Consider the following 22383-nt stretch of genomic DNA (forward strand, 5'->3'; position numbering starts at 1 on the left):
TGCAATTAACAGCATAAATAATTAGCATACTTTTCATTAAATAGGAAAAATTAAAGGTTTTATCTTTTTGAATTTGCATCCGTCAAAGGATCAATATTAATATTGTATTTTATTTTAATGTCCATCTCCTCAAACATTTCGATCCATTTTTTTTCTTCCATTGGTTTTGAGAATGGTCTTTTTGTTTGTACGCCAAGCTGTAATGGATCCACTTTCAATTCTTGCATCTTTTTAAATAGTTCATGAGTTTGTTGTTCAAGATGAGTTTCGATATCTTTTTTCATATTTTCTAACTCCTTTGGGTCAAATAATTGCTTCTCTCCCCGGTATTCCTCAATCCTAGTGTCTATATTCACGGTATAGGTCATTGTAGAATAGCTGCTATCCATATCTACTATTATTTTAGATCTAACATGACCCAGTACAACTTCTAATTCTGAAATCGGTAAAACGCTTAAGTAGTGATCGTTGTTTATTAGCTGGAAGATGCGATCATCTAAAGATGAAATCGTTTCAACTAGCTTGTCATCTTGAAACAAGGCTGTACCTTCATAGTTGACCCCATCCTCTTGTATTTTGAATACAGGCAAGAAAGGATCTGAATAAGGAGTATAGAGTAAATGCTTAAATTGATGAAGATTAATGACAGTTAATTCTCCTTGGTTTTTTTCATCATAGTGCTTCAGCATTCGATAAAAAGAGTAATCAAAGTTTTCATCTTTGTCCAATTGACTTTCTAAGTATTTTTCGAAATTTCCTTTTACGATAACTAAATAGATTCTCAAAGGAATATCCGGATCAGTCAATATTACATTTATAATGGACATAATCCCCTCTTTTGCAAGTTCATCACTAATTAACAGCATCCGCATTTGTCCGGATTTAACTTCCTGGTAGAAGTTTAAGTTGTACTTCTGTACTCCCTCCTTTAGTAAGCTGACTTCTTGCGACATAACATTCTTATTTTTTTTACTTAGAGAAGGCAAAATTGTACTGACTTTTAATTTCCCATTATCCCCCTTACTAATTGACAAAAAAGTAATGGGAGAAATCTCTTCAATAAGGTTATTTTCGGTAAAAGGGGCACAGCCAGCTAACCAAAATGTCATAAAAAGGAGTATCAATCTTTTACATATCTTTTTATATAGACACATGTTTTTTAACACCCCTTTTTTTTCATTACTAAAACAATAACAAGTGGAACAAGAAAATAGCTTATGCTTCCAACAATAATTTGAAGATTAAGTAAAAAGTTCTGCTTCTCCCACGGTTTCCAAAATAATTCATTCAAAAGAACCATTCCGATAAAAATAAGGAATACACTGAAGAATAAACCTTTTCCACTGGACGGCTTGCTCATTTTACCAAAAGCTATTTTAGATGCTCCATAAAACAATAGTAGAAATAGGGAAACCGCAAAAACTAAGTTAAATAATTCAAAGGAAAGCATGATCATATCAATTCGTTCAAACACTGGGTTTTGAAAATAACGGGCCATATTAATAATTGGATATTGACTTTTACTTAAATAATTAGAACCGAAATAAAGTAGGGATGCTATAAATAGGAATACATACTCTACAACGGTGAGCGCGTTACCGTATGACAAATAGCGAAAGGTTTTATTGTTTGTTTTAAGCCATGGTCCCAAAAATACCAGAAATTCCGGACCAGAATAGGAAGACAAAATTAAAAAAAAAGCCTTCCAATTTTCTACTTTCCACTCCATTGGAATAAGTGGATACAAATCACTAAGTTGAGCTATTGGAGGAAAGAAGAAAAAAACGAAAAATATAATCATCCAAAATGTACTGAAAAAAGAAATTAACACAAAACGAATGGTATGTTCAATGCCCTTAGCTGCGACATAAAAACAGAACAACAATATAAAAAAGACAAGAAAATTTGTATCTGTTGATGGAAGCATAAATGTTTGAACAATTTCGCTGAATCCTAAGGTTATGACGGAAAGTTTAAGCAGAATAAAGAACAATCCGATGAAAGAGAGAAACCGTACCAGTTTTTTTCCAAACAATTGGACAAATCCATCATATCCATTGCTAGATAATCGGGATGAAAGCCACTTAGATAAAAGAAGAAGGTTTAGTTGGGATAATATCCCGACAGCTATAAGCACCCAAATCATATATGGATGGATCAAGATATTTGGCATAATAAGAAAAAAGTATAGCATTTGGAGGCGATTTACCAACAACATGGCATAGAGCCCATTATAGGTTACATTCTTTTTAAATAATTGGTGGGTTTCCATCAAGTCACCTCCTAGTTTTATATCTCTTCAGTTTTAGAGGTTTAAGATGCTCTGGACGTTCCAACATTTTGACTAAGGGTCCTCGAATGAATAAGTCAATCCAATCCTTTCTAAAGAAAGGGGAAACTGGTGAAAAATAGGGTTGCTTGATTGAAGACAAGCTATTAAGATGGGCTAAAATAGCAATAATTCCTAGTGCAATCCCCATTAACCCAAATAAAGAAGAAAAAACAAGAAGCATCAATTGCATTAATGAATTTGCTTTTGTCATAAGGTAATTGGGAATAAGAAAGGCAGCTATCGTCGAGATCCCAACCATGACAATTAATACGTTGCTAGCGAATCCAGCCTCAACAGCCGCTTGACCAACTACAATACCACCAATAACCCCAAGTGTTTGACCTGTTTTTGTAGGCATCCTTAAACTTGCTTCTCTTATGATTTCAATAAAAATTAACATGATAAATGCTTCCCAAAAAGGAGTGAAAGGAAGCTTGCTCCTTGAGTCGACCAAGACCAGAAGGGTTTGTAAAGGAATCATTTGATAGTGATGAGTTGTCAATGCCACATAGAAAGGAATCAATGTGATTGACAGAACAAAACTGACATATCGGATGATGCGCAAAAAACTGGCAACTACCCATCGATTAATATAGTCCTCGGGTGATTGGAACAAATGGAAAAAAGTAATGGGTGCAACAAGAGCAAATGGTGTATTATCTACCAGAAGGGTGATTTTTCCTAATCCTAGAGAATAAGCAACTACATCAGGCCGGTCAGTTTGCTGAAACTGAGGAAAAATACTGTGTTGATGTTCCTCCATGAATGCCGCAACTTGAGAAGAGTCAAAGAAGAGATCAAAATTAATTTCAGAAATCTTCTCTTTGACTGTTGAAACAAAATCTGGATTAGTCAGCCCCTCTATGTACATTAAAACAACACTTGTCTCACTCATAGAACCGACTGTAAACTTCTCTGCTTTCAGTTCATGTATGGGAAGTCGTCTTCGAATAAGCGTAATATTTTGTTCTACTTGTTCACTAAAGCTGTCCTTTGCTCCGAACAGGATGGTTTCTGTTTCGGAAGTTTCAATGGCACGTCCAAGAGGATTTTTTAATGGCACAGCTAACCAAAGGTTTTGCGAAGAATCAAATAACAAAATCGACCCTGAAAACAACTGTTTTTTTGCCTCTATAAAAATAGGAATGTGAATAATTGAGGAATTCACAATGCAATCTTGAATAGACGGTTTGGAACAATTAGTTAAAGGTTTTATAATGCTTTCATTTAATTTTTCTTGATCAATGAGAGTTCGTATGTAAACAAGATAAATTTTTCGAATATCGGAAATGTCAATTTCCACAAATTCTGCATCATCCATTTGAACGAGGCTTTTTTTCAGAGCTTCTATCGATAATTCTGATTCAGTTATTGATTGAGTAACAAGCTTACTTTCAATTTGTTTTTTTTTCCAAAACATGTACATCCCACCCCTCTAATCTCTAGTCGTACTTAAATATTCCTTATCTATACACATTATTAGCTTTTTAATTTTAAAATATACATAACTCGTAGAGGAGTAACAACCCAAGAGGAACAAAGACAATCCATAATAGATAGGCCATCTTTTTTAACACCAACGCATATTTCTGCACAAAAAAGCACCTCTGACTTAATTCGTCAGAAGTGCTATAAATGTTGCTATCATAGGCTGTTATGTAAGCAGCCACATTGCCGTAGTTATTATAGAAAGTTTTAAACCACCACTCCTCAAAGTGGGTGTTCGCAAATGCTATCCTGTCTATCCTGGAGTCAAAAGAGTCCAGGCACGCCATTCCAACATCGATGTAAAACTCCCTGTATAAGTATAAAGGTTAAAACTTAATATTCGTACGTACAACGTAGCCTTATTGATATCTTATAGTAAGTTAAATCGGAATGCAATAAAGTATGTTTTTTAAAAAAAGTCAAATGATTTGAATGGATTTATTAAAGATTTTCAGAAATAAAAAGATGGATTTATTTCCAAAATAAAAAAGCCTTCCTTATTAATCGGAAGCCTTCTGTTATTATTCAGTATGCTGTTGTAAAATGTTTTCCGTTAAAAGTGCTATATCGATGACCGTCTTTTCCGTCACAACATCAGATAAAATTTCGTTGCGGAAATAGTCTACAGATACTGGAAGATCAATCAACAGTAACTTGCTTAGTGCTGTTTCATACATATGAACAAACTCTTTGTCTGTATTCCCGCGCTTCAGTTCTGCAAATGACTCGTAAAACTGATCCAGCTTGTCTGCAAACTCAAGCAGTCGTCCTTCAATTGTCTCGTCTTTGCCTTCTTTCATACGCTCAAAAAATACATCCTGTAAATCATGTGGAATTTCTTCCCGGATAAATTTCTCCATCATTTTCTCTTCGACATGTGAAAGCATTTGCTTTAGTTCGACACTTGCATGTTTGACAGGCGTTTTAATATCTCCAATAAATACTTCTGCAAAGTCATGATTAATCGTTTTTTCGTATAGTGATTTCCAATCTATTTGACTGCCTGCACGTTCCTCCAATGTTGCAAAGAACATGGCGTATTGGGAAACTTTCCACGAGTGTGCTGCCACATTATGTTCTTCGAATTTAAAGCGACCCGGGCAACGGATGATGCGCTCCAAATCATTTAAACTTGTAAAAAATGTATGGATACCTATAATAATCACTCCTTTTCCTTTATAGCAACAGTGTACTATTAGTTATACCCCAAAAATGTTTTTTTAAAAGTGTTTAACCAAAATTTAACGCAGCGTTTACATAAGCATTATCATTTCTAATAAGATGAAAAAACTTCTAAAAAACTTGGTTCAATTGTCTAATAAAAGTTGGATTATCTAATATAGTATGTAGAATTCCTAAAATGTCTCCTAGCATTTCGAATATGTGATTCCGAAGTGCTAATAACAGGTTCCTAATTTCTAATAAGCAAAAAAATGTTCTAATATCCTCGTCTGACGCCAGGCCTAACTAAATTTTAAAAACAGAAAGGACGCTCACCATATGCGTGAGCGTCCTCTCTTTTTTAATACTAAACCTGGACGTCAATCGTTTGTCCTTTATAAGGGTGGGGTGCTGGAGTTGCTTGCGGTTGGGGCATTGCTTCGATCATTTGAACAGCAGTTGCCGCGCCGGTATTCATTGCCTTGTCTAAAATACTCATCTGCACAGTTTGCTGCAGTGATGCTAGCTGAGCTGACATAATGGCATTTAATTCCATAGTAATCCCTCCTTTTCAATTATATCGTCAAAATAGAAAGAATTATTAAAGGAACAAGGGGATTTGTAATAAGTCTGAAAATGGATTCCCAATTATTTTTCGCTCTTTTCCTGTCCCTCCGCAAAAAAATGGTAAATCTATGTATAAATCGCTTCAAATTTAGTAATAATTATCCAAAAGCTCTGCAATGTGCTTGTAATGCAGGGTTCATATCCGCGTCATCGTGTTGCAATGTAGTTGCTGTAAGGTTATAGGAGAGTAAAAAACAACTAAAATTTATTTGAAAAATATGGAGGGACAGAAATTTGACAAAGAAAAAATTAATGGCAGTTCTATTAGCAGGAGTATTCGCTACAGGGGGGCTATTTGCATCTCAAGCTTCTGCAGATACTTATACGATCCAACCTGAAGATACACTTTATAAAATTAGTAAACAATTTCAAACGTCAGTTGATGAGATAAAGGAATTGAATAATTTAACGAGTAATACAATTTTTGTAGGAGATACATTAAAAATTGGCGGTCATGATGAGAAAGTATATACGATTGCACCAGGGGATACATTATTCCATATTGCATTGGCCCATGATGCTACAGTTGACCAGCTGCAGAAATGGAACAATATCAATTCAGACTTAATTTACCCGGGTGACTCTATCACAGTATCCGGACCTCAACAGGAATACGCCAAGAGTGAAGTGAAAAGCGCTACAGGCGGTACAGAGGCAAAAACAACAACAAGTGCAGCTCCTGATACAGGAAGAACGTTGACTGTTGAAGCGACAGCATATACAGCCTATTGTGAAGGATGTTCAGGAACAACTGCAAATGGTACGGATTTACGTGCCAATCCAAATTTAAAAGTAATTGCAGTAGACCCGCGTGTCATTCCGTTAGGGACAAAAGTTTGGGTTGAAGGATATGGGGAAGCTGTTGCAGCTGACACAGGCGGAGCAATTAAAGGCAATAAAATTGATGTATTTATTCCAGACCTAGGTAACGCCTATGAATGGGGTCGCCGTACAGTACAAGTTAAAATTTTAGACTAATAAGAAAAGAAGCCACTCAATTTTGGGTGGCTTTTTGTATATTCAGCCCTCTTTATTGAAATACTAGCTGCAAGGAGGGGATAGTGTGCGAGTAATTTGCTTATTCGTATTTGTACTATTATTAAGCGGATGCAGTTTATTTCAAAAGGAAACAGTTCCGGTAAGTGCACCGGAAACATTATCTGCAAAGGCGCAGATGTATGATACAAAAAACAATCTAGTTGGTGAAGTTTTATTTAAAGAATCGTCTAAAGGAGTCGAACTGACTGCTGTATTAAATAGTTTACCGCCGGGTGATCATGGAATCCATCTGCATGAAGTAGGGAAGTGTGAACCACCTAGCTTTGAATCGGCAGGAGCTCATTTCAACCCTATGAAAAAGCAGCATGGCGTGAATAACCCAGAAGGTCCGCATTTAGGGGATTTACCGAATATTACTGCTGATGAAGCTGGTAAAGTTGAGTTGAATTTTGTGACAGCTGATTTTACACTTGAAAAAGGAAAAGAAAATTCGCTGTTTGATGCAGATGGCACCGCAGTTGTCATTCATGAAAAAGCGGATGATTACAAAACAGATCCGTCAGGAAATTCAGGTGCGCGTATTGTTTGTGGAGTAGTCGAATAATAACAAATGTAAAACACGAAAAATACCATTTTCTCCAAAAGAGAGAAAGGGTATTTTTTTTGCCTTAAGCGATAAATTGGAAAGAGAGGTGTAAATCAGGTGAAAAATATCATATATTAGAAAAATAATTTTATTCATTTTTTATGCATAACATTACATGAATTGATAGAGAAAATTAATTTTGGGATAGAGAATAGTTAGTGAAAAACATCATTCTATAGCACTTTTATGCTTATAATAGAATATTACTGAATACTGAATAATTAGATTTTTAAGATATTAATTGACTTTTGAATATTTGTGTATGTAAAATAAATTCTATAATAAGGTAAAAAGGGGGATAATTTCATGTTCAAATCTAAAAATATGCTTTTCTTATTAGTACTAAGTGCATTCATTTTAGTCCTGGCTGCATGTGGTGGGGATGATGATGCTGAAACATCAACTTCAACTGGTACTGAAACATCTACAGGTACTGACAAAACGGATTCTGGCTCTGAAAAGGCAGATTTCGGAGATGTTAGGTTTTTAAGTATCTTAACAGGTGGTACGCAAGGGACTTACTATCCATTAGGAGGAACTTTTGCGGATTTAATTACAACGGATACAGGGGTAAAAACAACTGCTGAGGTATCACAAGCTTCTGCAGCAAACATGACAGCTTTAGCTGCAGGTGACGGTGAAGTTGCGTTCGTTCAAACAGATATCGCTTACTATGCAACTCAAGGAACTTTAATGTTCGAAGGGCAAAAAATTGACTCTGTAGTTGCATTAGGCGCTTTATATCCGGAAACAGTTCAATTAGTAACATTAGCTGATTCAGGCATTAAAACATTTGCAGATTTAAAAGGTAAAAAAGTTTCTGTAGGTGCACCAGGTTCTGGTACTTATGCAAACGCTGAGCAATTATTGGAAATCCACGGATTATCAATTAAAGATGATATTCAAGCACAAAACTTAGACTTCGGTGAATCTACTGACGGTATTCAATCAGGTCAAATTGATGCAGCATTTATTACAGCTGGTTACCCAACTGGTGCTGTTGAAGCTTTAAATGCAACAAATGGGGTGCACATCATTCCAGTTGAAGCAGACAAAGCGGCAGAGTTAATCGAGAAGTACCCGTACTATGCTGTGGATAATATTCCTGCTGGCACATACGGTTTAGAAGCAGAAGTTCCTGCTGTTTCTGTAGGTGCAATGTTAGCAGTAAATAAAGACCTGCCAGAAGATTTAGTGTATGCAATGACAAAAGCAATCTATGATAATACAGATAAAATTGGTCACGCTAAAGGCGAATTTATTAAAGCTGAAACAGGCTTAGACGGAATCGGTATTGACGTACACCCAGGTGCACAAAGATACTTTGATGAAGTGAAGTAATTAGGAAAATCAAAGGGCCTCTGTCGCAAAAATAGCTTCAGAGGCCTTTGTTGTATTTTTTATTTAAGCGAGTGATCATTCAAATGAAAAAATGGATTTTTATCATCCTGGTTTTTCTTAGTGTTATTGTTTGGTTTATTCCTTTTGAACGGAGCATAACTTTTACAGAGACAAGAGTTCAGAAGCCTGTTCAACATTTTTTGCCGTTGAAGGATGAAAATGAGTTTCAGATGATTTTTACTCATTCCATACATTTAACGGATGTAACAGAGAGTTATAAAGTGCTGCCTACAAATGAACTTCAGCTGCTTGCAATGGAGTATACGGATGTGGCAATAGGGATGCCAGGGCATGCTGAAGAAGGGCAGACACTACAATATGAAGATGGGGTCTATACACTTCAGTACAATGATGCAAAATTAGAAAATTTTACGTTACATATCGGGAATGTCGACTATAAATTAAATCTTCAGCATAGAGGGAAAATCATTCCTTTAAAAAAGCATTTAGTACGAGGGAAATCCTATATGGTAACGATTCAAAAATTGTCTTTATATGACAAATTGAAAGGAGTCGAATTAGATGACTGAGAAGAAAGTGGCGGTAGATACAGAAGCTTTACACGAATCACTTACTTTGGAACAGCAGCAAGAATTACTTGAAAAATATGATTTGGAATCAAATCAGCGTAACCCGCAAAATTTCATGAAGCATTTCATCTATTTTGGTTTACTTGCATTTACACTTTTCCAAGTTTACACAGCAATTTTCGGACAGTTTCCTGCACAAATTCAGCGTACGGTTCACATTGGATTTGCTTTGACGTTTGTGTTTTTACTCTTCCCAGCAAGCCGTAAGCTATCAAAACGGACAATTCCGTTTTATGACTATATTTTAGCTGTTATTGCTATTATTGTAGGGAGTTATTGGGTAATCAATTATGACCGGCTCGTTCAAAGTTTAGGTCAACTACAAACAATGGATTTCTATATCGGAATACTGGCAGTAATTATCGTATTGGAAGGTGCCCGTAGAGCGGTCGGTTTACCAATCACTATTATTGCCGGGCTGTTTTTACTTTACGCATTTTATGGTCAGTATATGCCGGACTTTATGGCACACCGAGGTCAAAGTTTGGATAGTATTGTGAACTTAATGTTCTTCTCGACAGACGGGATTTTAGGGACACCATTAGCAGTATCTTCTACATTTATTTTTGCGTTCCTATTATTCGGCGCGTTCCTTGTAAAAACAGGGGTAGGGGAATACTTTAATGACTTAGCGATTGCGATTGCCGGAAAATTAACAGGTGGTCCTGCAAAAGTTGCAATTTTCTCATCTGCACTGCAAGGTACAATTTCAGGAAGTTCTGTAGCAAACGTAGTAACTTCAGGTTCATATACGATTCCGATGATGAAACGTCTCGGCTACAACAAAAACTTTGCTGGTGCTGTAGAGGCATCGGCATCTACAGGTGGACAGTTAATGCCGCCAATCATGGGTGCTGCTGCGTTCTTAATGGTTGAGTTTATCGGTCGTGGTGTCACATATTGGGATATTGCCAAGGCTGCGGCTATTCCGGCAGTTCTATACTTTACAGGTATTTGGATCATGACACACTTTGAAGCAAAGCGTTTAGGATTACGTGGCTTAAAAGATGAAGAAATGCCAGATCGTTCTAAAGTATTCAAGAAAATTTATCTACTTATTCCGATTGTACTGATTATCATTCTAATGATGTCAGGTGTACCGGTAATTCACGCGGCGCTTTACGGAATTATTTCTTGTATAGTTGTCGGGTTCATTAATCCTGACGTGAAATTCGGCTTTAAAGAAATTATCGATGGAATGGTTGAGGGTGCACGCTCGGCATTAGCAGTTGCTGCTGCAACAGCTTGTGCGGGTATTATTGTAGGTGTTGTTGTAAAGACAGGATTAGGGCTGTCTCTTGCAAACAGCTTAGTAAAATTAGCAGGAGGCAGTATTATCCTTACGTTATTCTTTGTAATGATTGCTTCGTTAATTTTAGGTATGGGTGCACCGACAACGGCAAACTATGTTATTACATCAACGATTGCTGCACCAGCAATCATTGCCTTACTAGCGCCGGACGTAGCGGCAAGTGCAGCTCCACTGATTGTAGTTTTATCAGCGCACTTCTTCGTGTTCTATTTCGGTATTATTGCGGATATTACACCGCCTGTTGCGCTCGCCGCCTTTGCAGCATCCGGTATTTCTGGAGGAGATCCGATTCGTACTGGTGTGAACTCCGCGAAGCTTGCCATCGCGGCATTCATTATTCCGTACATGATTGTCTTCTCACCGGCACTGCTTATGATTGATGTAACGATCTGGCAAATTTTATGGGTAGTGTTCACTGCGATTATGGGTATGATTGCAATAGGTGTCGGAATTATTGGCTACTGGTACCGCCCTGTAAGCTGGATTGAACGTATTATTTTATTGGGTGCAGGTTTAGCAATGATTTACCCTGAATCACTGTCGGATACAATTGGACTTATTGTATTTGGAGTTATGTTCGTGATTCAATATATTACTAGAAATAAAGGAAACGGTTCCAAAGTGGCCATTTCATAAAAGTGAGGCGTCTGAAATTTATTTCAGGCGCTTTTCTATTTATCTCGAAAATAGATAGATTTAATACTTTTTATGCATTAAGTGCATTTATTTGTTGATTTTCTTGAAAAACCATTATATTATTTAAATTAATTAAAAATTCAAATAATTTAAAGGGGAGAAAATGATATGTCAACACTTTTAAAGTCGACGTTTGAAACTTACTTATTTGACGAAGAGGTGGAGTTTGAGTTAGCCGAGCAGCAAGAGGTTTCGGAAAGTGAAGAACGCACTCAATATCCGCAAGGGTTTTTCTCAAGCCTATAAAGGAGTTTTTAAAATGAATTTAAAAATATTACGGCGTCTATTCAACGAAACTGATTGGATAGATGTCGTTTTTTTAGGCACTAATAATGTAGTATGCAAAAATTGTACTGTATAATAGAAGTACTAAATAATATTCGAGGTGCGTTTCATGTTAGCGGTTAATTCTACAGAACAAATGATTTTTGATTGGTTTCAATATTTCCATGCAAACCCTGAAGTAAGCTGGAAAGAGATAAATACAACAGCAAAATTAGCAGAAATCTTAGATGATATGGGCGTCAGCTATAAAATGTTTGATGATGTGACTGGTCTTGTCGCGGAAATCGGAAAAGGCGAAGAAACAATTGCGGTTCGTGCGGATATCGATGCACTATGGCAAGAAGTGGATGGGGTTATGCAGGCAAATCACTCTTGTGGACATGATGCAAACATATCAATTGTTTTAGGTGCGCTTTATGCATTAAAAAATGAACCTTTGAAAAAGAAAATCCGCTTTATTTTCCAGCCGGCTGAGGAAACAGGTGGCGGCGCATTGGCGATGATTGACCGAGGTGTAATGGAAAATGTTACCCATTTATTCGGTGTTCATTTACGTCCTATGGAAGAGCTGCCATTAGGGAAAGTATCACCTGCAATCTATCATGGTGCTGCAGCATTCTTAACTGGGACAATTACTGGTATTGATGCACATGGTGCTCGTCCGCACCAAGGGAAAAATGCAATTGATGTCGTTGTAGCGATTCAGCAAATGCTGAAAAATATCCATGTCGATCCATTTGAAGTATACTCAGCGAAGTTAACGAAAATTGTAGCAGATGGCGGAAGCGTCAATATTATTCCGGGAAATGCGACTTTCTCAATCGATGTACGTGCACAGAAAAATGAAGTATTGGCGCAAGTACAGCGTGATGTTGATAAAGGCTTGAAACAAATTGCAGCGATGTTCGATATTGGGGTTGGATGGGATTGGATGGACGTTACACCAGGCGCGGAAGTATCATCGGAAGCTGCCGCAATTGCAGAACGCTCGATTGTTGAAGCACTTGGAGAGAAAAGTCTAGCACCGGCAGTAGTAACACCAGGAAGCGATGATTTCCACTTCTATACGATTAAAAATACAGAGTTGAAGGCGACGATGATCGGCGTTGGCGCAGATCTTGGTCCGGGACTCCATCATCCGAAAATGACCTTTGATGCAAAGGCATTGCTCGATGGCGCCAAAGTGATCGCAACAACATTGAAAAACAGTGCAATGAAATAAGATGATAAGGCGATGCTATGAAGTTTGTAGCATCGTTTTTTTTCGTCGAGTGGTTGCAGCGATAATAGAAGGCCGGATATTAGAAACACGTGACCCCAAGCAAATCCTGCAAAATAAAAAAGTGCCGCGGTTAAACGGCATTTAAAACAAAACATTATTTCATCGGGCAAAATCCGCAAGCCATTAAGCCGGGGATGTCTTTTGAAAAACAGCAGCTTTTGCGAACAGGCTGATTGATGAGAGCAGAAGGGCTTTTTCCGCCTGTATAATTTAAAAACAGTGATTTGTCCGAGAAGTAACGCCAAACATTTTTATCTTCGAGCATGTCCAGGTCCTCGAAAGCACGGTCAGCCAATGCCGGATTTTCGAGTAATGTATGGAAGTGCCAAAGCATGTATCCGAAAATATTTTCCCATAAAGTCAGCGGCGAAATGGACGTTGTTTTCCGTAGCTGGCCAATAACAACAGATGTCTTGTATAAAATATCCGTCATCACTCGCTCACGCTCATCATCCTCCACATAACGGAAATCATTTGGGTTTATATACATCCCGAGTGTATGAATGCCGAACTCCTGAACAATAGCGAAACGCAAATCTTCTGGCTTGCCGTCCCAAACTTCATCATACGTCGTCAGCATATAAAACTGCATTGCGACAAACATGCCGTAGCGACGTCCGAAGTGGGAGATGGCCGCAGCTTCCGTTGCAGCATTCGTGATGCCCATCATCAAATTGCGGAAATCCGTCAAATAGAAGTCTTTATGTAGATTCGCCAATGTAAATAATGGACGGTCAGGTTCTTCGGTAAAAATACTATAGGAATTTAATTGTCTTACTTGATCATAAGAAAGTGCAGGCATACGTATCACCTTTTCTAAAAAAATATTTACATTTACTATACCATTTCTCTTCACAAACGCGGTAAAAAACGCTAAAATGAATAAAACATATAAGAAAGGTTGGTTTTTAATGACGAAACCGATTTCTGTACCAAGACCATTAGTTCGTGTAAATCAGTGGGTTATATTTTTATCAGTCGTTATCACATGGGTGACAGGACAGTACTGGATTTTAGCGATACCGTTAATTGCAAATTTACTTGGGATTTTCACCGGGTTTAATCCAATTATGCGTTTTGCGAAAATATTTTTAACGAAAGACATCAAAACGTATATTCCTGAAGATATCGGACAGCAAAAATTCAATTCAGCGATTGCAAGCATTTGTCTGGCAGGTGGAATAGTAGGTTTTGCATTTGATTGGCCGGTCGTTGCATACAGCTTTACGATTATGGTGGCGGTTGCATCATTTGTAGCAATTTTAGGCTTTTGTATCGGCTGCTTTATGGTCTTCCAATACAAACAGTACCAATATCGACGTTCATTAAAAAATACTTAAAAAGATTTTTGGAAACGGGTTGACAATGATACTGATAATCATTATCATTATAACTGTAGCAAGAGCTTATTTGTAATACAGTACAAATAAGTCTGAGCTAACAACTTTTCTCCAGGAGTTTGTTAGCTCAGCCATAGCGTTCTAAACCCCCTCATTTAGAATGTAAGTTTGACTGTGTGTCAGACACTGAGTTTTTCACCCTTTATATTTTTCTTCCTTTGTTGGGAGACCCATTGCCCGTGTCGCTTACAGATACGGGTATTTTTGTGTATAAAAAATTTCTAAAACTTTTTTGAAACTTATTTTGAATTTCTCCGTCTGTACGTTGCTTAAATAAAAAATGTAGGCGGAGGAAATGATGAAAAAGTTAATTGCTGTAGGGTTTATCGCTGTATGCGTATTATTCCTGACAATTGAATATAGAGGTTCAAGTGAAAAGATTGAACGTGCAGTTGCAAATGAAAAGGATATAACAGCTATAGATAAAGGAACCCAAATAGAACAAACTACGCATCTATTTGAAAAAGTCATAGTACTGAATGAAGAACAGCCGATTTATATAAAAGGAAGTGCCCTCACGGAAATTGGAATTGTACATTCGAATACTTCTTTTGCCATCGTAGGAGAAGATGAACTTTATTACGAACTGCGATTCGGGAAAATTTCGGCTTTTATTAAAAAGGGAAGTGCCACTGTAGAAAAACGTCCCCTTAAGACGTTAGTTAATACAGAAATAACGAACTCAATTAAAACGACAGAACAAATAAATGTATATGAAGAAAAAAATCTTAAGAGCAGTGTGTTGCTGCAGCTTTCACAGGGTTTTCGTTACCCGATCGTGGGGGAGCTTGACGGTTGGTTTGTCATAAAAGTAGGAGAACGTGCCGGTTATATACATAAAACATCAGTTGAAATAGATGAAGGAATTCCAGTTTTAGTGTATCATCATATTTTGCCGAAAGAAGAAATGGTGACAAATGCGAGTACGGTTTCTGTACAATCATTTGAACAGCAAATGGCCTTTTTAGCTGAAGAGCAATTTACAACAATTTCGACAACGCAGCTTTATGATTATTTGGAAGGTCGCCAAATTTTACCGGTTAATTCAATCCTCATTACATTTGACGATGGTTTATTATCGACAAAGGTCTATGCTTACCCAATTTTAAAGGAACATGGATTTTCTGCGGTACAGCATATTATATCTTCTCGTACAGAGCGCTTTGAAGGTGAACAAGTTTTTGACGCCAAAGGACCCCTTCAATTTTTCACGGCCGAAGAGATGCAGCAAATGACGGACGTGTTTCAATACGAAGCGCATACACATAACTTGCATCAGTTCAGCAAAGGGGCAGGAATCGCATTAGAGTTGTCATCCGCTGACATTGCGAAGGATTTGCAGCAAAATGTAAATATGCTGACGAATGCGACTTCTTTAGCGTATCCATTTGGTCATTACGATGAAGATATGATCGCAGCGATGAAGGAAGTAGGGCTGTTAATCGGTTTTACTACAAATGAAGGCTATGCTAATATGCAGCAGTCAAATTATGAGGTCAATCGTTTCGGCATAACGGAAAATAAAACATTTGAACAGTTCACGTCCTTTGTAAAGGGGGTGGACTGGTCTTAAGGATATAAGAAGGTGTTAATCGTTACATGAGAGAATTTGATGCAATTGTTGATGAGCACACGCGTTATCTAGTACGCATTGCTTATTTGTACGTTAAAAATTGGGCTACCGCCGAGGACATCGTACAGGAAGTGTTTGTAACATACTTTCAAAAGAGCGACCAGTTTCGCAATGAGTCGTCATTGAAAACGTATTTAACAAAAATGACAGCCAATCGTGCAAAAGATTATTTACGCTCATGGAAGCATAAAAAGGATGTCGTTTTTGAAACGATCTTTGCTCAAACAAAAGGTACGGACGAAGAAGTTATACAAAAAGAGCATCTTGCATCACTTGAACAGAAGTTATTCCAGCTACCACTGAAATATCGTGAACCGCTCATTTTATTTTATTATGACGAACAGTCCATTGCCGATATTGCACTGTATTTACAGCTGAATGAAAATACGGTGAAAACACGTTTGCGTCGAGCAAAGCAACAATTGAAAGAGTTTTTTAGCGAAGAGGGATTGGAGGAATGATGCATGGATCCATTTAAAAAACAACTGGATGAAATGATGGGTGATACACGCTTGCAGGAAAGTCGTATTAAGCAGCGTGTGAAATCCGAATTGACTCCGCCCCCCCGAAAACAGAAACGTTCATGGCATGTTCAATTAGTAACGGCAGCAGTTGCAGCAGTTGCGGTATTCCTATTTATGACAGCCGTTCCTTTTACGTATAATTCGGGAAATGAAGGGCGGGGTGCCCCTTATGATCCGCTTGATGATTTAGCGGAAATTGCTACTCTTCAAAAACAGAAGCAATTATCAACAATCGATTATGATTCCTTTGCACAGCTACCAGTGCTGGAACAATTATCGGATTTACAATATGTAGACAAAGAATCCTTTACACTTGCAGGGAAAAAGGGACTTTACCATACAGTGATAGAACGTCAGGAAAATTTATTTGATGAAGCCGTATATGAAGCGGGCGATGTAGTACGAACGATGACTAATACGAGCAGTCATTTACCAATATACGAAAACGCCTATTATGAAGTAGTTGCAGTACCAGGAGACCGTGTCGTTTTGCAGGACGGCAAGCTAACGGTAAATGGGAAGCCTGTAAGATCGGAATTAAAGGAATTGTATGAGGAAAACGGCAATACGATTGCAGGAGGCTACGATCAGTTATTGAATGCGCGTGAATACTTTTTGGTGAATCATTTCCCGGCAGAGGGTACAATGCAGGCAGGTACAATTACCGCTGTGCATAAAATTTACGGGGAAGTCGTAGCATTGGCAGAGGAAAGTACAACAACATCAATTTATTTTGAGTTAGAAAATGACTATACACCAGAACAATACTTTGATCTTTATTTGTATGATCAAATTTTTGGAGATGGGTCAATTAGTGAAAGATTATCGGCAAGTGATATTCCATTTACACATTCGAACCGTTTAGGCGAGCTGTTTTTGGAAGCATCCTACCGAAATGTTACGTATTTATCCGATACAGAAGTGGAAATACGCTACCAGTATAACCGCGAAGCTGTAGGGGAATATGTGTTTATAATGTATAAAGATCCGACTGGCATTTGGCAGTGGGGGATGTAGCAAAAAGGGTAGTGACGCAATGTCGCTACCCTTTTTCACTTGCTGCCTGTAATCTTTTGTTCATAAGTACTGTGTGATAGCTATGTAGCAGCATGCCGATAATGATAACCGCCAATCCGATTAAAGCAATCGGCTGCGGAAGCGGTACACTTAGTAAAATCATTTCACCGACCATCGCAAAAAGCACTTCTGTCGATTGTGTTGCTTCAACGGCCGCCAGCTTTCCTTGATCATGGCGCACACGGTCTGTTGCGATAAAGAAAAGTATTGTCGCAATAACACCTGAAGAAACAGCAACGAGCAGCGACTGATATACTTGGCTCGCAGAGGGCAGGCCGACAGTAAACAATGCATAGATTGCGAGTATGATCCATGCAGGCAAGGAAGCGATTGTCATGCCTAGAACACGTTGAAACGGATCGACTCTTCCCTTGCATAACTCCATCATTTTCCGATTGCCGAGCGGGTAGGCAAATGCCGCGATAATTACTGGCAGAATACCGAGAAGCAGGCTTTTCATAGAAACTGACTGTGCCTGCGGGATTTGAATAAGCAAAATCCCGAATAAAATAATGCCCGAGATGCCAAGTGAAATAAGCGGGATTTTTGCCCTGACGTCTTTTCCGGCGACAGTCGTAATAAATAGCGGAGCCAATAAAACACCTGCTACAATCGTAAACTGCCATGTACCCGATACGAGCCAGCCTGGACCGAATGCCGCGGCAAATGTAAGCGGCGCATAAAATAATACGAACCCGACAAAACTCCAAATGAGCCATGCACCGGGATGATCTTTCATTTCATTCGATAAAATACGAAAACCGCCTTTTCCCCGAATAGCGACAATGGAAATGAGAAAGGGAAGCATAAAGAAGTAGCGGAGTGAAGAACTCCATAGCCAGCTTCCGCCTTCCAATTCCATTGAGTGGTTCAATACAAATGTAACCGCAAAAAATAAGGCCGCTAAAATGCCAATCAGTATTTCCCTCATCACACACCTCACTTTATTGTATTGAATTTTCTGTCTATTAAGTATACAAAAAAATGGAGCGAAAGTAATCGCCCCATTTAAAGTTTCTATTAACGTTGTTCGAATAACTGAACAATTTCAATAATGACTTCCGTCGCTTTTTCCATCGTTTCAGCTGATACAAATTCATATTTACCGTGCATATTTTCGCCGCCCGCAAAAATATTCGGTGTCGGCAAGCCCATATATGAAAGTTGAGAACCGTCAGTCCCGCCGCGAATTGGCTCGACAATCGGGGTAATGTTAAACTTGGCAAACGCTTCTTTTACGATATCGACGATTTCCATAACAGGCTCGATTTTTTCACCCATATTGTAATATTGATCCTCGATCGCTATAGTTAATGCTTCTTCACCGTATTTTGCCTGTAACTCTTTGCCGACCTTTGCCATATACGCTTTTTTCTCTTCGAATTTAGCGCGGTCATGGTCACGGATAATGTATGACATTGTTGTTTCTTCAATGCCACCGTTGAAATGCATTAAGTGGATAAAGCCTTCATAGCCGTCCGTTTTTTCAGGAACCGCTTCTTTAGGCATTTCATTTTGGAATTCAATCGCCATTGTAATCGAGTTCACCATTTTATTTTTTGCTGAACCCGGGTGGATGTTCGTGCCGCGTGTCGTTACTTTTACGCCAGCTGCATTAAAGCTTTCAAATTGTAACTCACCAAGGGGACCGCCATCCATTGTGTAAGCATAATCCGCACCGAATTTCTCGACATCAAACTTGTGCGGACCGCGCCCGATTTCTTCGTCCGGTGTAAATGCTACACGGATTTTTCCGTGCTTGATTTCTGGATTGTTAACTAAGTATTCCATTGCCGTCATAATTTCAGCGATGCCGGCTTTATCATCCGCACCAAGCAATGTATTGCCGTCTGTCGTAATTAACGTTTGGCCAACATAGTTTTTTAAGTTCGGGAAGTAGTCCGGTGCCATGACTAAACCATTTTTTAATGTAATCGCTTCACCATCATAGTTATCGATGCGCTGAGGCTGTACATTTGTTCCTGTGTAGTCCGATGTCGTATCAACATGGGCCAAAAAGCCAAGTGTCGGTACGTCTTTGTCTGTATTTGATTCAAGTGTTGCAAATAGGTAGCCGTTTTCGTCCAGCGTAATATCTGTTAAACCGATTGCTGCCAATTCATCTTTTAATACATGTAATAAATCGAATTGCTTCATTGTTGAAGGGGTAGTGTCAGAATTGAAATCTGATTGTGTATCAATTTTTGCATAGCGTACTAAACGTTCAATTACTTTCTCTTTCATACGAAAAAGACCTCCTAATACTTATTGCTTTTATTCTACACTTTTTATTTCGGTTTTTGAACTAATTATCTTCATTCAGCGGCTACTTAAGTACCCGCTGAATGAAGATAAGCCTCTGGCAGATATCATAGATTTTTTAAATGATATTTTTTTAATCTGGACGCGATTGTAATCGATCATAATCAATTATGCTGAGCATGAGGAAAAACTGTGCGCCGTAATACGTGAACATGATCAAGATATGGGAAGCGGGAACATCAAACATAAACCGGTTAATAGCTAATACTGAGTCCGACATGATAAAGAGGATGGCGCCGATGACAGCAAACTTACTTCCTGTTCGGAATGATGTCCATCCCATTGTTAAAATAACTAAAATATAAGCGGTCACTGCAATGGCAAGTACAGTGTCTCCTTTTTGTAGCAGGCTTCCCGCAATCCAGAACATCATAACCGCACCGTATAAAGCTAAAGTAATTTTTACATACAGTGGTGTGTTCTGCTGATTTGTTGAACGGAATGCAAAAATATAGAAAATATGACCGATCAGGAAAAAGCTCAGTCCAACGATGAACCATTGCAATGTATAATCGCCAACCGCACAGAAAATTAAACCGATGGAGATAAGCCAATAATATGGAGATTTCACATGTACTTTTGTTAAAAGTGCAAGCGCTATAAGCAAAATCATTGGCAAAAGTTTAAAGACCATTTTTAGTGAACTATCAATCGTTTCAAAAAAGAATACATAGTACAAGCCAAGCCCGAAGAACAGTAAAATCAAAACTTTCCGTGCCATCCATTAACCCCCTGAGTAAAATATTTATATATAATTACTAAACAACCAAACTATGATTTCATAAAAATACAATATATGCTCTATTATGCCAGAAATTATGCGATTTTACTTGTTTATGAATCTTTTTGAAAGGTTATTCGTACATAGTAAGTAAGAGAGGGTGATTGTTATGGGACAATTATTGCTAATAACGGCTATTGGATCACTTTTGATCACATTATTATTAATGCCGTTATCAAAAAAAGTTCGCAATAAGGAGCTTTCATCAAAAACATTTACGAGCTTATTCATTACAACATTTATAGTAAGTTTTATTTCAGTATTTTTAACAGTATATATTTCTAAAATCGATCTAAGCTGGACGATTTTTTTATACGTAATACCTGTTGTAGCGATTATTGGCGCCATATTTGCAGTCGGTAAGGAGCAAAAAATTAAATCTGCGATCGTGCTTGTCAGCATTATTGGGATCGGCTATTTAGTAAGTGCACCATTTTTAAATGCAGATGAAAAATTCAAGTCTTCAGAAATGAAGGAAAAGACGGAAATTTCGGCGTTTGATGAGACGAAAACACCGGCAAGTGTACCGCCGAAATTTGTTAAAAACAAAATGAAAAAAGCGTTTGGACAGGTGCCAAACACGAGCTATTATGAATTAGGAAATCTGCAAATTCAAAAAGTAAATGATCAGTATGTTTACATTGCACCTGTAGAGTTTTCAGGATTCTTTAAGTGGTTTAACGGAAAAACAACTCCAGGATATTTCACGATGAGTGCTACTGACTCAAGCGATAATCCAAAGTTTGTGAAGGCAGAAATGAGCTATGTTCCATCTGCTTATTTAAATAAAAACCTGGAGCGTCATATTCGTCTTCAAAATCCATCATTAATTTTCTATGGAGATCCGCAGCTGGAAATTGATGAAGATGGAAAACCATATTACATCCGTTCTTACGGGGAATTCATTTCTGCTCGTAACGGCTTTGATGTAAAAGGGATTGTGCTTGTTGATGCGGAGACGGGTGCAACAGAGAAAATTGCGATTGCAGATGTACCGGCATTTATTGACGGTGCTGTCTCACCGGAAGCAGTAAGTTTGCAAAACAGTTATTTCGGTAACTATGTACACGGCTTCTGGAATAGTCTTGTCGGTAAAAAGGATGTTAAGTTACCGAGTGATGAAGGTACGGAAGCAAATGTAAGTCCGATCTTTATGGAAGACGGGGAAATGTATTATTTCACTGATTTTACAAGTCCAAAAGAGGGCGTTGACTCGATGCTTGGTTATGCATTAACACATGCACGTACTGGTGAAGCAACGTACTATACTGGAAATCTGGAAGAGTCTTATATGGATTCCCAAGGGGCTCTTGAAATTATCGAGAAAAAATTCATCGAAAAAGAATGGGAGGGCGAAATGCCGATCCTTTATAACTTCTACGGTGAAGCGAGCTGGCTGTCAGCTGTACTTGATGCGAACGGATTCCTGCAAAATTACTTTATCGTGTCAGCAGCAAATCCTGAAATTTCGGCATATGGTACAACACCAAATGAAGCGTTAAGACTTTATAAAACAGCGTTAAGCCGTGGCGGCAGTACGGTAGATGGTACTTCGAATGCCGAAGAGGCCAAAGCGACGGTAAAAGTCGTGCGTGTTTATAAAGAGCGTGTAGGTGATTTCACAATTGTATCCTTCCTGGCGAACACAGGTGAAAACTTCATCGTTTCTACGGAAGTTGCACCGTTTGCAATATACTTGCAAGAAGGTGACCAGGCGACGATAACGTACGCGAAAACAGGAGAAGATTTCCAGCCTGTAAAAGCATTGCAAATTGAAGGGTTGAAATAAAACAAAAGGAGTATGCCATTTTGCGGCATACTCCTTTT

At 38.2% G+C, this 22383-nt stretch carries 21 protein-coding genes and 1 other RNA gene; 12 read left to right on the forward strand and 10 right to left on the reverse strand.

All coding sequences use genetic code 11. From position 1 onward, the window contains the following. Window positions 1–59: 59 nt before the first annotated feature. From M3166_RS14350 to M3166_RS14375, 6 genes are all read right to left on the reverse strand, one after another. Entirely contained in the window at window positions 60–1109 is a 1050-nt protein-coding gene (locus M3166_RS14350; RefSeq protein WP_251690553.1) for a Ger(x)C family spore germination protein, read from the reverse strand. Window positions 1110–1159: 50 nt separating this feature from the next. Beyond that, complete coding sequence (locus M3166_RS14355) at window positions 1160–2272, reverse strand: GerAB/ArcD/ProY family transporter (RefSeq protein WP_251690554.1); 1113 nt, start codon at window positions 2270–2272, stop codon at window positions 1160–1162. A gap of 4 nt (window positions 2273–2276) precedes the next feature. Continuing rightward, a complete protein-coding gene (locus M3166_RS14360) occupies window positions 2277–3752 on the reverse strand; it encodes a spore germination protein (RefSeq protein WP_251690555.1) in 1476 nt (491 codons plus the stop codon). 239 nt (window positions 3753–3991) lie between these two features. After that, window positions 3992–4183: non-coding RNA, 6S RNA (ssrS, locus tag M3166_RS14365), on the reverse strand. A gap of 158 nt (window positions 4184–4341) precedes the next feature. Beyond that, the gene (locus M3166_RS14370; protein ID WP_251690556.1) at window positions 4342–4986 is read right to left on the reverse strand and encodes a YfbR-like 5'-deoxynucleotidase; all 645 of its coding nucleotides are present in this window, start codon (window positions 4984–4986) and stop codon (window positions 4342–4344) included. A gap of 362 nt (window positions 4987–5348) precedes the next feature. Beyond that, window positions 5349–5537: a YjfB family protein gene (locus M3166_RS14375; protein WP_079523864.1), complete on the reverse strand. Its 189-nt coding sequence runs from the start codon at window positions 5535–5537 to the stop codon at window positions 5349–5351. Window positions 5538–5842: 305 nt separating this feature from the next. Here M3166_RS14375 and M3166_RS14380 point away from each other — a divergent pair, with 305 nt between their 5' ends. From M3166_RS14380 to M3166_RS14410, 7 genes are all read left to right on the forward strand, one after another. Beyond that, window positions 5843–6586, forward strand: a complete 744-nt coding sequence (locus M3166_RS14380) for a LysM peptidoglycan-binding and 3D domain-containing protein (protein WP_251690557.1) — start codon at window positions 5843–5845, stop codon at window positions 6584–6586. 85 nt (window positions 6587–6671) lie between these two features. After that, window positions 6672–7211, forward strand: coding sequence for a superoxide dismutase family protein (locus tag M3166_RS14385; protein ID WP_251690558.1), 540 nt, complete (start codon window positions 6672–6674; stop codon window positions 7209–7211). A 348-nt stretch (window positions 7212–7559) separates the two neighbouring features. Continuing rightward, window positions 7560–8594 (forward strand): TAXI family TRAP transporter solute-binding subunit, encoded by a 1035-nt coding sequence (locus tag M3166_RS14390; protein WP_251690559.1) that lies wholly within the window; start codon window positions 7560–7562, stop codon window positions 8592–8594. Window positions 8595–8824: 230 nt separating this feature from the next. Then, window positions 8825–9184, forward strand: coding sequence for a DUF1850 domain-containing protein (locus M3166_RS14395; RefSeq protein WP_251690560.1), 360 nt, complete (start codon window positions 8825–8827; stop codon window positions 9182–9184). Beyond that, window positions 9177–11192, forward strand: a complete 2016-nt coding sequence (locus M3166_RS14400; protein WP_251690561.1) for a TRAP transporter permease — start codon at window positions 9177–9179, stop codon at window positions 11190–11192. Before M3166_RS14395 ends, M3166_RS14400 begins: the two co-directional genes overlap by 8 nt. A gap of 168 nt (window positions 11193–11360) precedes the next feature. Continuing rightward, the gene (locus M3166_RS14405) at window positions 11361–11498 is read left to right on the forward strand and encodes a hypothetical protein (protein ID WP_251690562.1); all 138 of its coding nucleotides are present in this window, start codon (window positions 11361–11363) and stop codon (window positions 11496–11498) included. Between the two features lie 148 nt (window positions 11499–11646). Continuing rightward, entirely contained in the window at window positions 11647–12759 is a 1113-nt protein-coding gene (locus M3166_RS14410) for an amidohydrolase (protein ID WP_251690563.1), read from the forward strand. Between the two features lie 154 nt (window positions 12760–12913). Here the strand turns inward: M3166_RS14410 and M3166_RS14415 are convergent, their stop codons facing one another. Beyond that, window positions 12914–13621, reverse strand: a complete 708-nt coding sequence (locus tag M3166_RS14415) for a Fe-S oxidoreductase (protein ID WP_014824888.1) — start codon at window positions 13619–13621, stop codon at window positions 12914–12916. Window positions 13622–13730: 109 nt separating this feature from the next. Here M3166_RS14415 and M3166_RS14420 point away from each other — a divergent pair, with 109 nt between their 5' ends. From M3166_RS14420 to M3166_RS14435, 4 genes are all read left to right on the forward strand, one after another. Further along, window positions 13731–14159 carry a DUF4395 domain-containing protein gene (locus M3166_RS14420; RefSeq protein ID WP_251690564.1) on the forward strand — a complete coding sequence of 143 codons (429 nt, stop codon included), beginning with the start codon at window positions 13731–13733 and terminating at the stop codon, window positions 14157–14159. A gap of 358 nt (window positions 14160–14517) precedes the next feature. Continuing rightward, complete coding sequence (locus M3166_RS14425; protein WP_251690565.1) at window positions 14518–15792, forward strand: polysaccharide deacetylase family protein; 1275 nt, start codon at window positions 14518–14520, stop codon at window positions 15790–15792. Window positions 15793–15818: 26 nt separating this feature from the next. Beyond that, window positions 15819–16313 (forward strand): sigma-70 family RNA polymerase sigma factor, encoded by a 495-nt coding sequence (locus tag M3166_RS14430; RefSeq protein ID WP_251690566.1) that lies wholly within the window; start codon window positions 15819–15821, stop codon window positions 16311–16313. Window positions 16314–16316: 3 nt separating this feature from the next. Then, entirely contained in the window at window positions 16317–17393 is a 1077-nt protein-coding gene (locus M3166_RS14435; protein WP_251690567.1) for a S26 family signal peptidase, read from the forward strand. Window positions 17394–17418: 25 nt separating this feature from the next. Here the strand turns inward: M3166_RS14435 and M3166_RS14440 are convergent, their stop codons facing one another. The 3 genes from M3166_RS14440 to M3166_RS14450 all read right to left on the reverse strand — a co-directional run bounded on the left by M3166_RS14440 (window position 17419) and on the right by M3166_RS14450 (window position 20496). Further along, complete coding sequence (locus M3166_RS14440; RefSeq protein ID WP_251690568.1) at window positions 17419–18384, reverse strand: DMT family transporter; 966 nt, start codon at window positions 18382–18384, stop codon at window positions 17419–17421. An 89-nt stretch (window positions 18385–18473) separates the two neighbouring features. Then, on the reverse strand, window positions 18474–19697 hold the full coding sequence (pepT, locus tag M3166_RS14445; RefSeq protein ID WP_251690569.1) for a peptidase T: 1224 nt from the start codon (window positions 19695–19697) through the stop codon (window positions 18474–18476). A gap of 151 nt (window positions 19698–19848) precedes the next feature. After that, complete coding sequence (locus M3166_RS14450) at window positions 19849–20496, reverse strand: lysoplasmalogenase (protein ID WP_251690570.1); 648 nt, start codon at window positions 20494–20496, stop codon at window positions 19849–19851. A gap of 169 nt (window positions 20497–20665) precedes the next feature. Here M3166_RS14450 and M3166_RS14455 point away from each other — a divergent pair, with 169 nt between their 5' ends. Continuing rightward, the gene (locus M3166_RS14455) at window positions 20666–22345 is read left to right on the forward strand and encodes a hypothetical protein (protein WP_251690571.1); all 1680 of its coding nucleotides are present in this window, start codon (window positions 20666–20668) and stop codon (window positions 22343–22345) included. Window positions 22346–22383 lie beyond the last annotated feature (38 nt).

Origin of the sequence: Solibacillus isronensis, assembly GCF_023715405.1 — a bacterium.
Lineage (GTDB): Bacteria > Bacillota > Bacilli > Bacillales_A > Planococcaceae > Solibacillus > Solibacillus isronensis_B.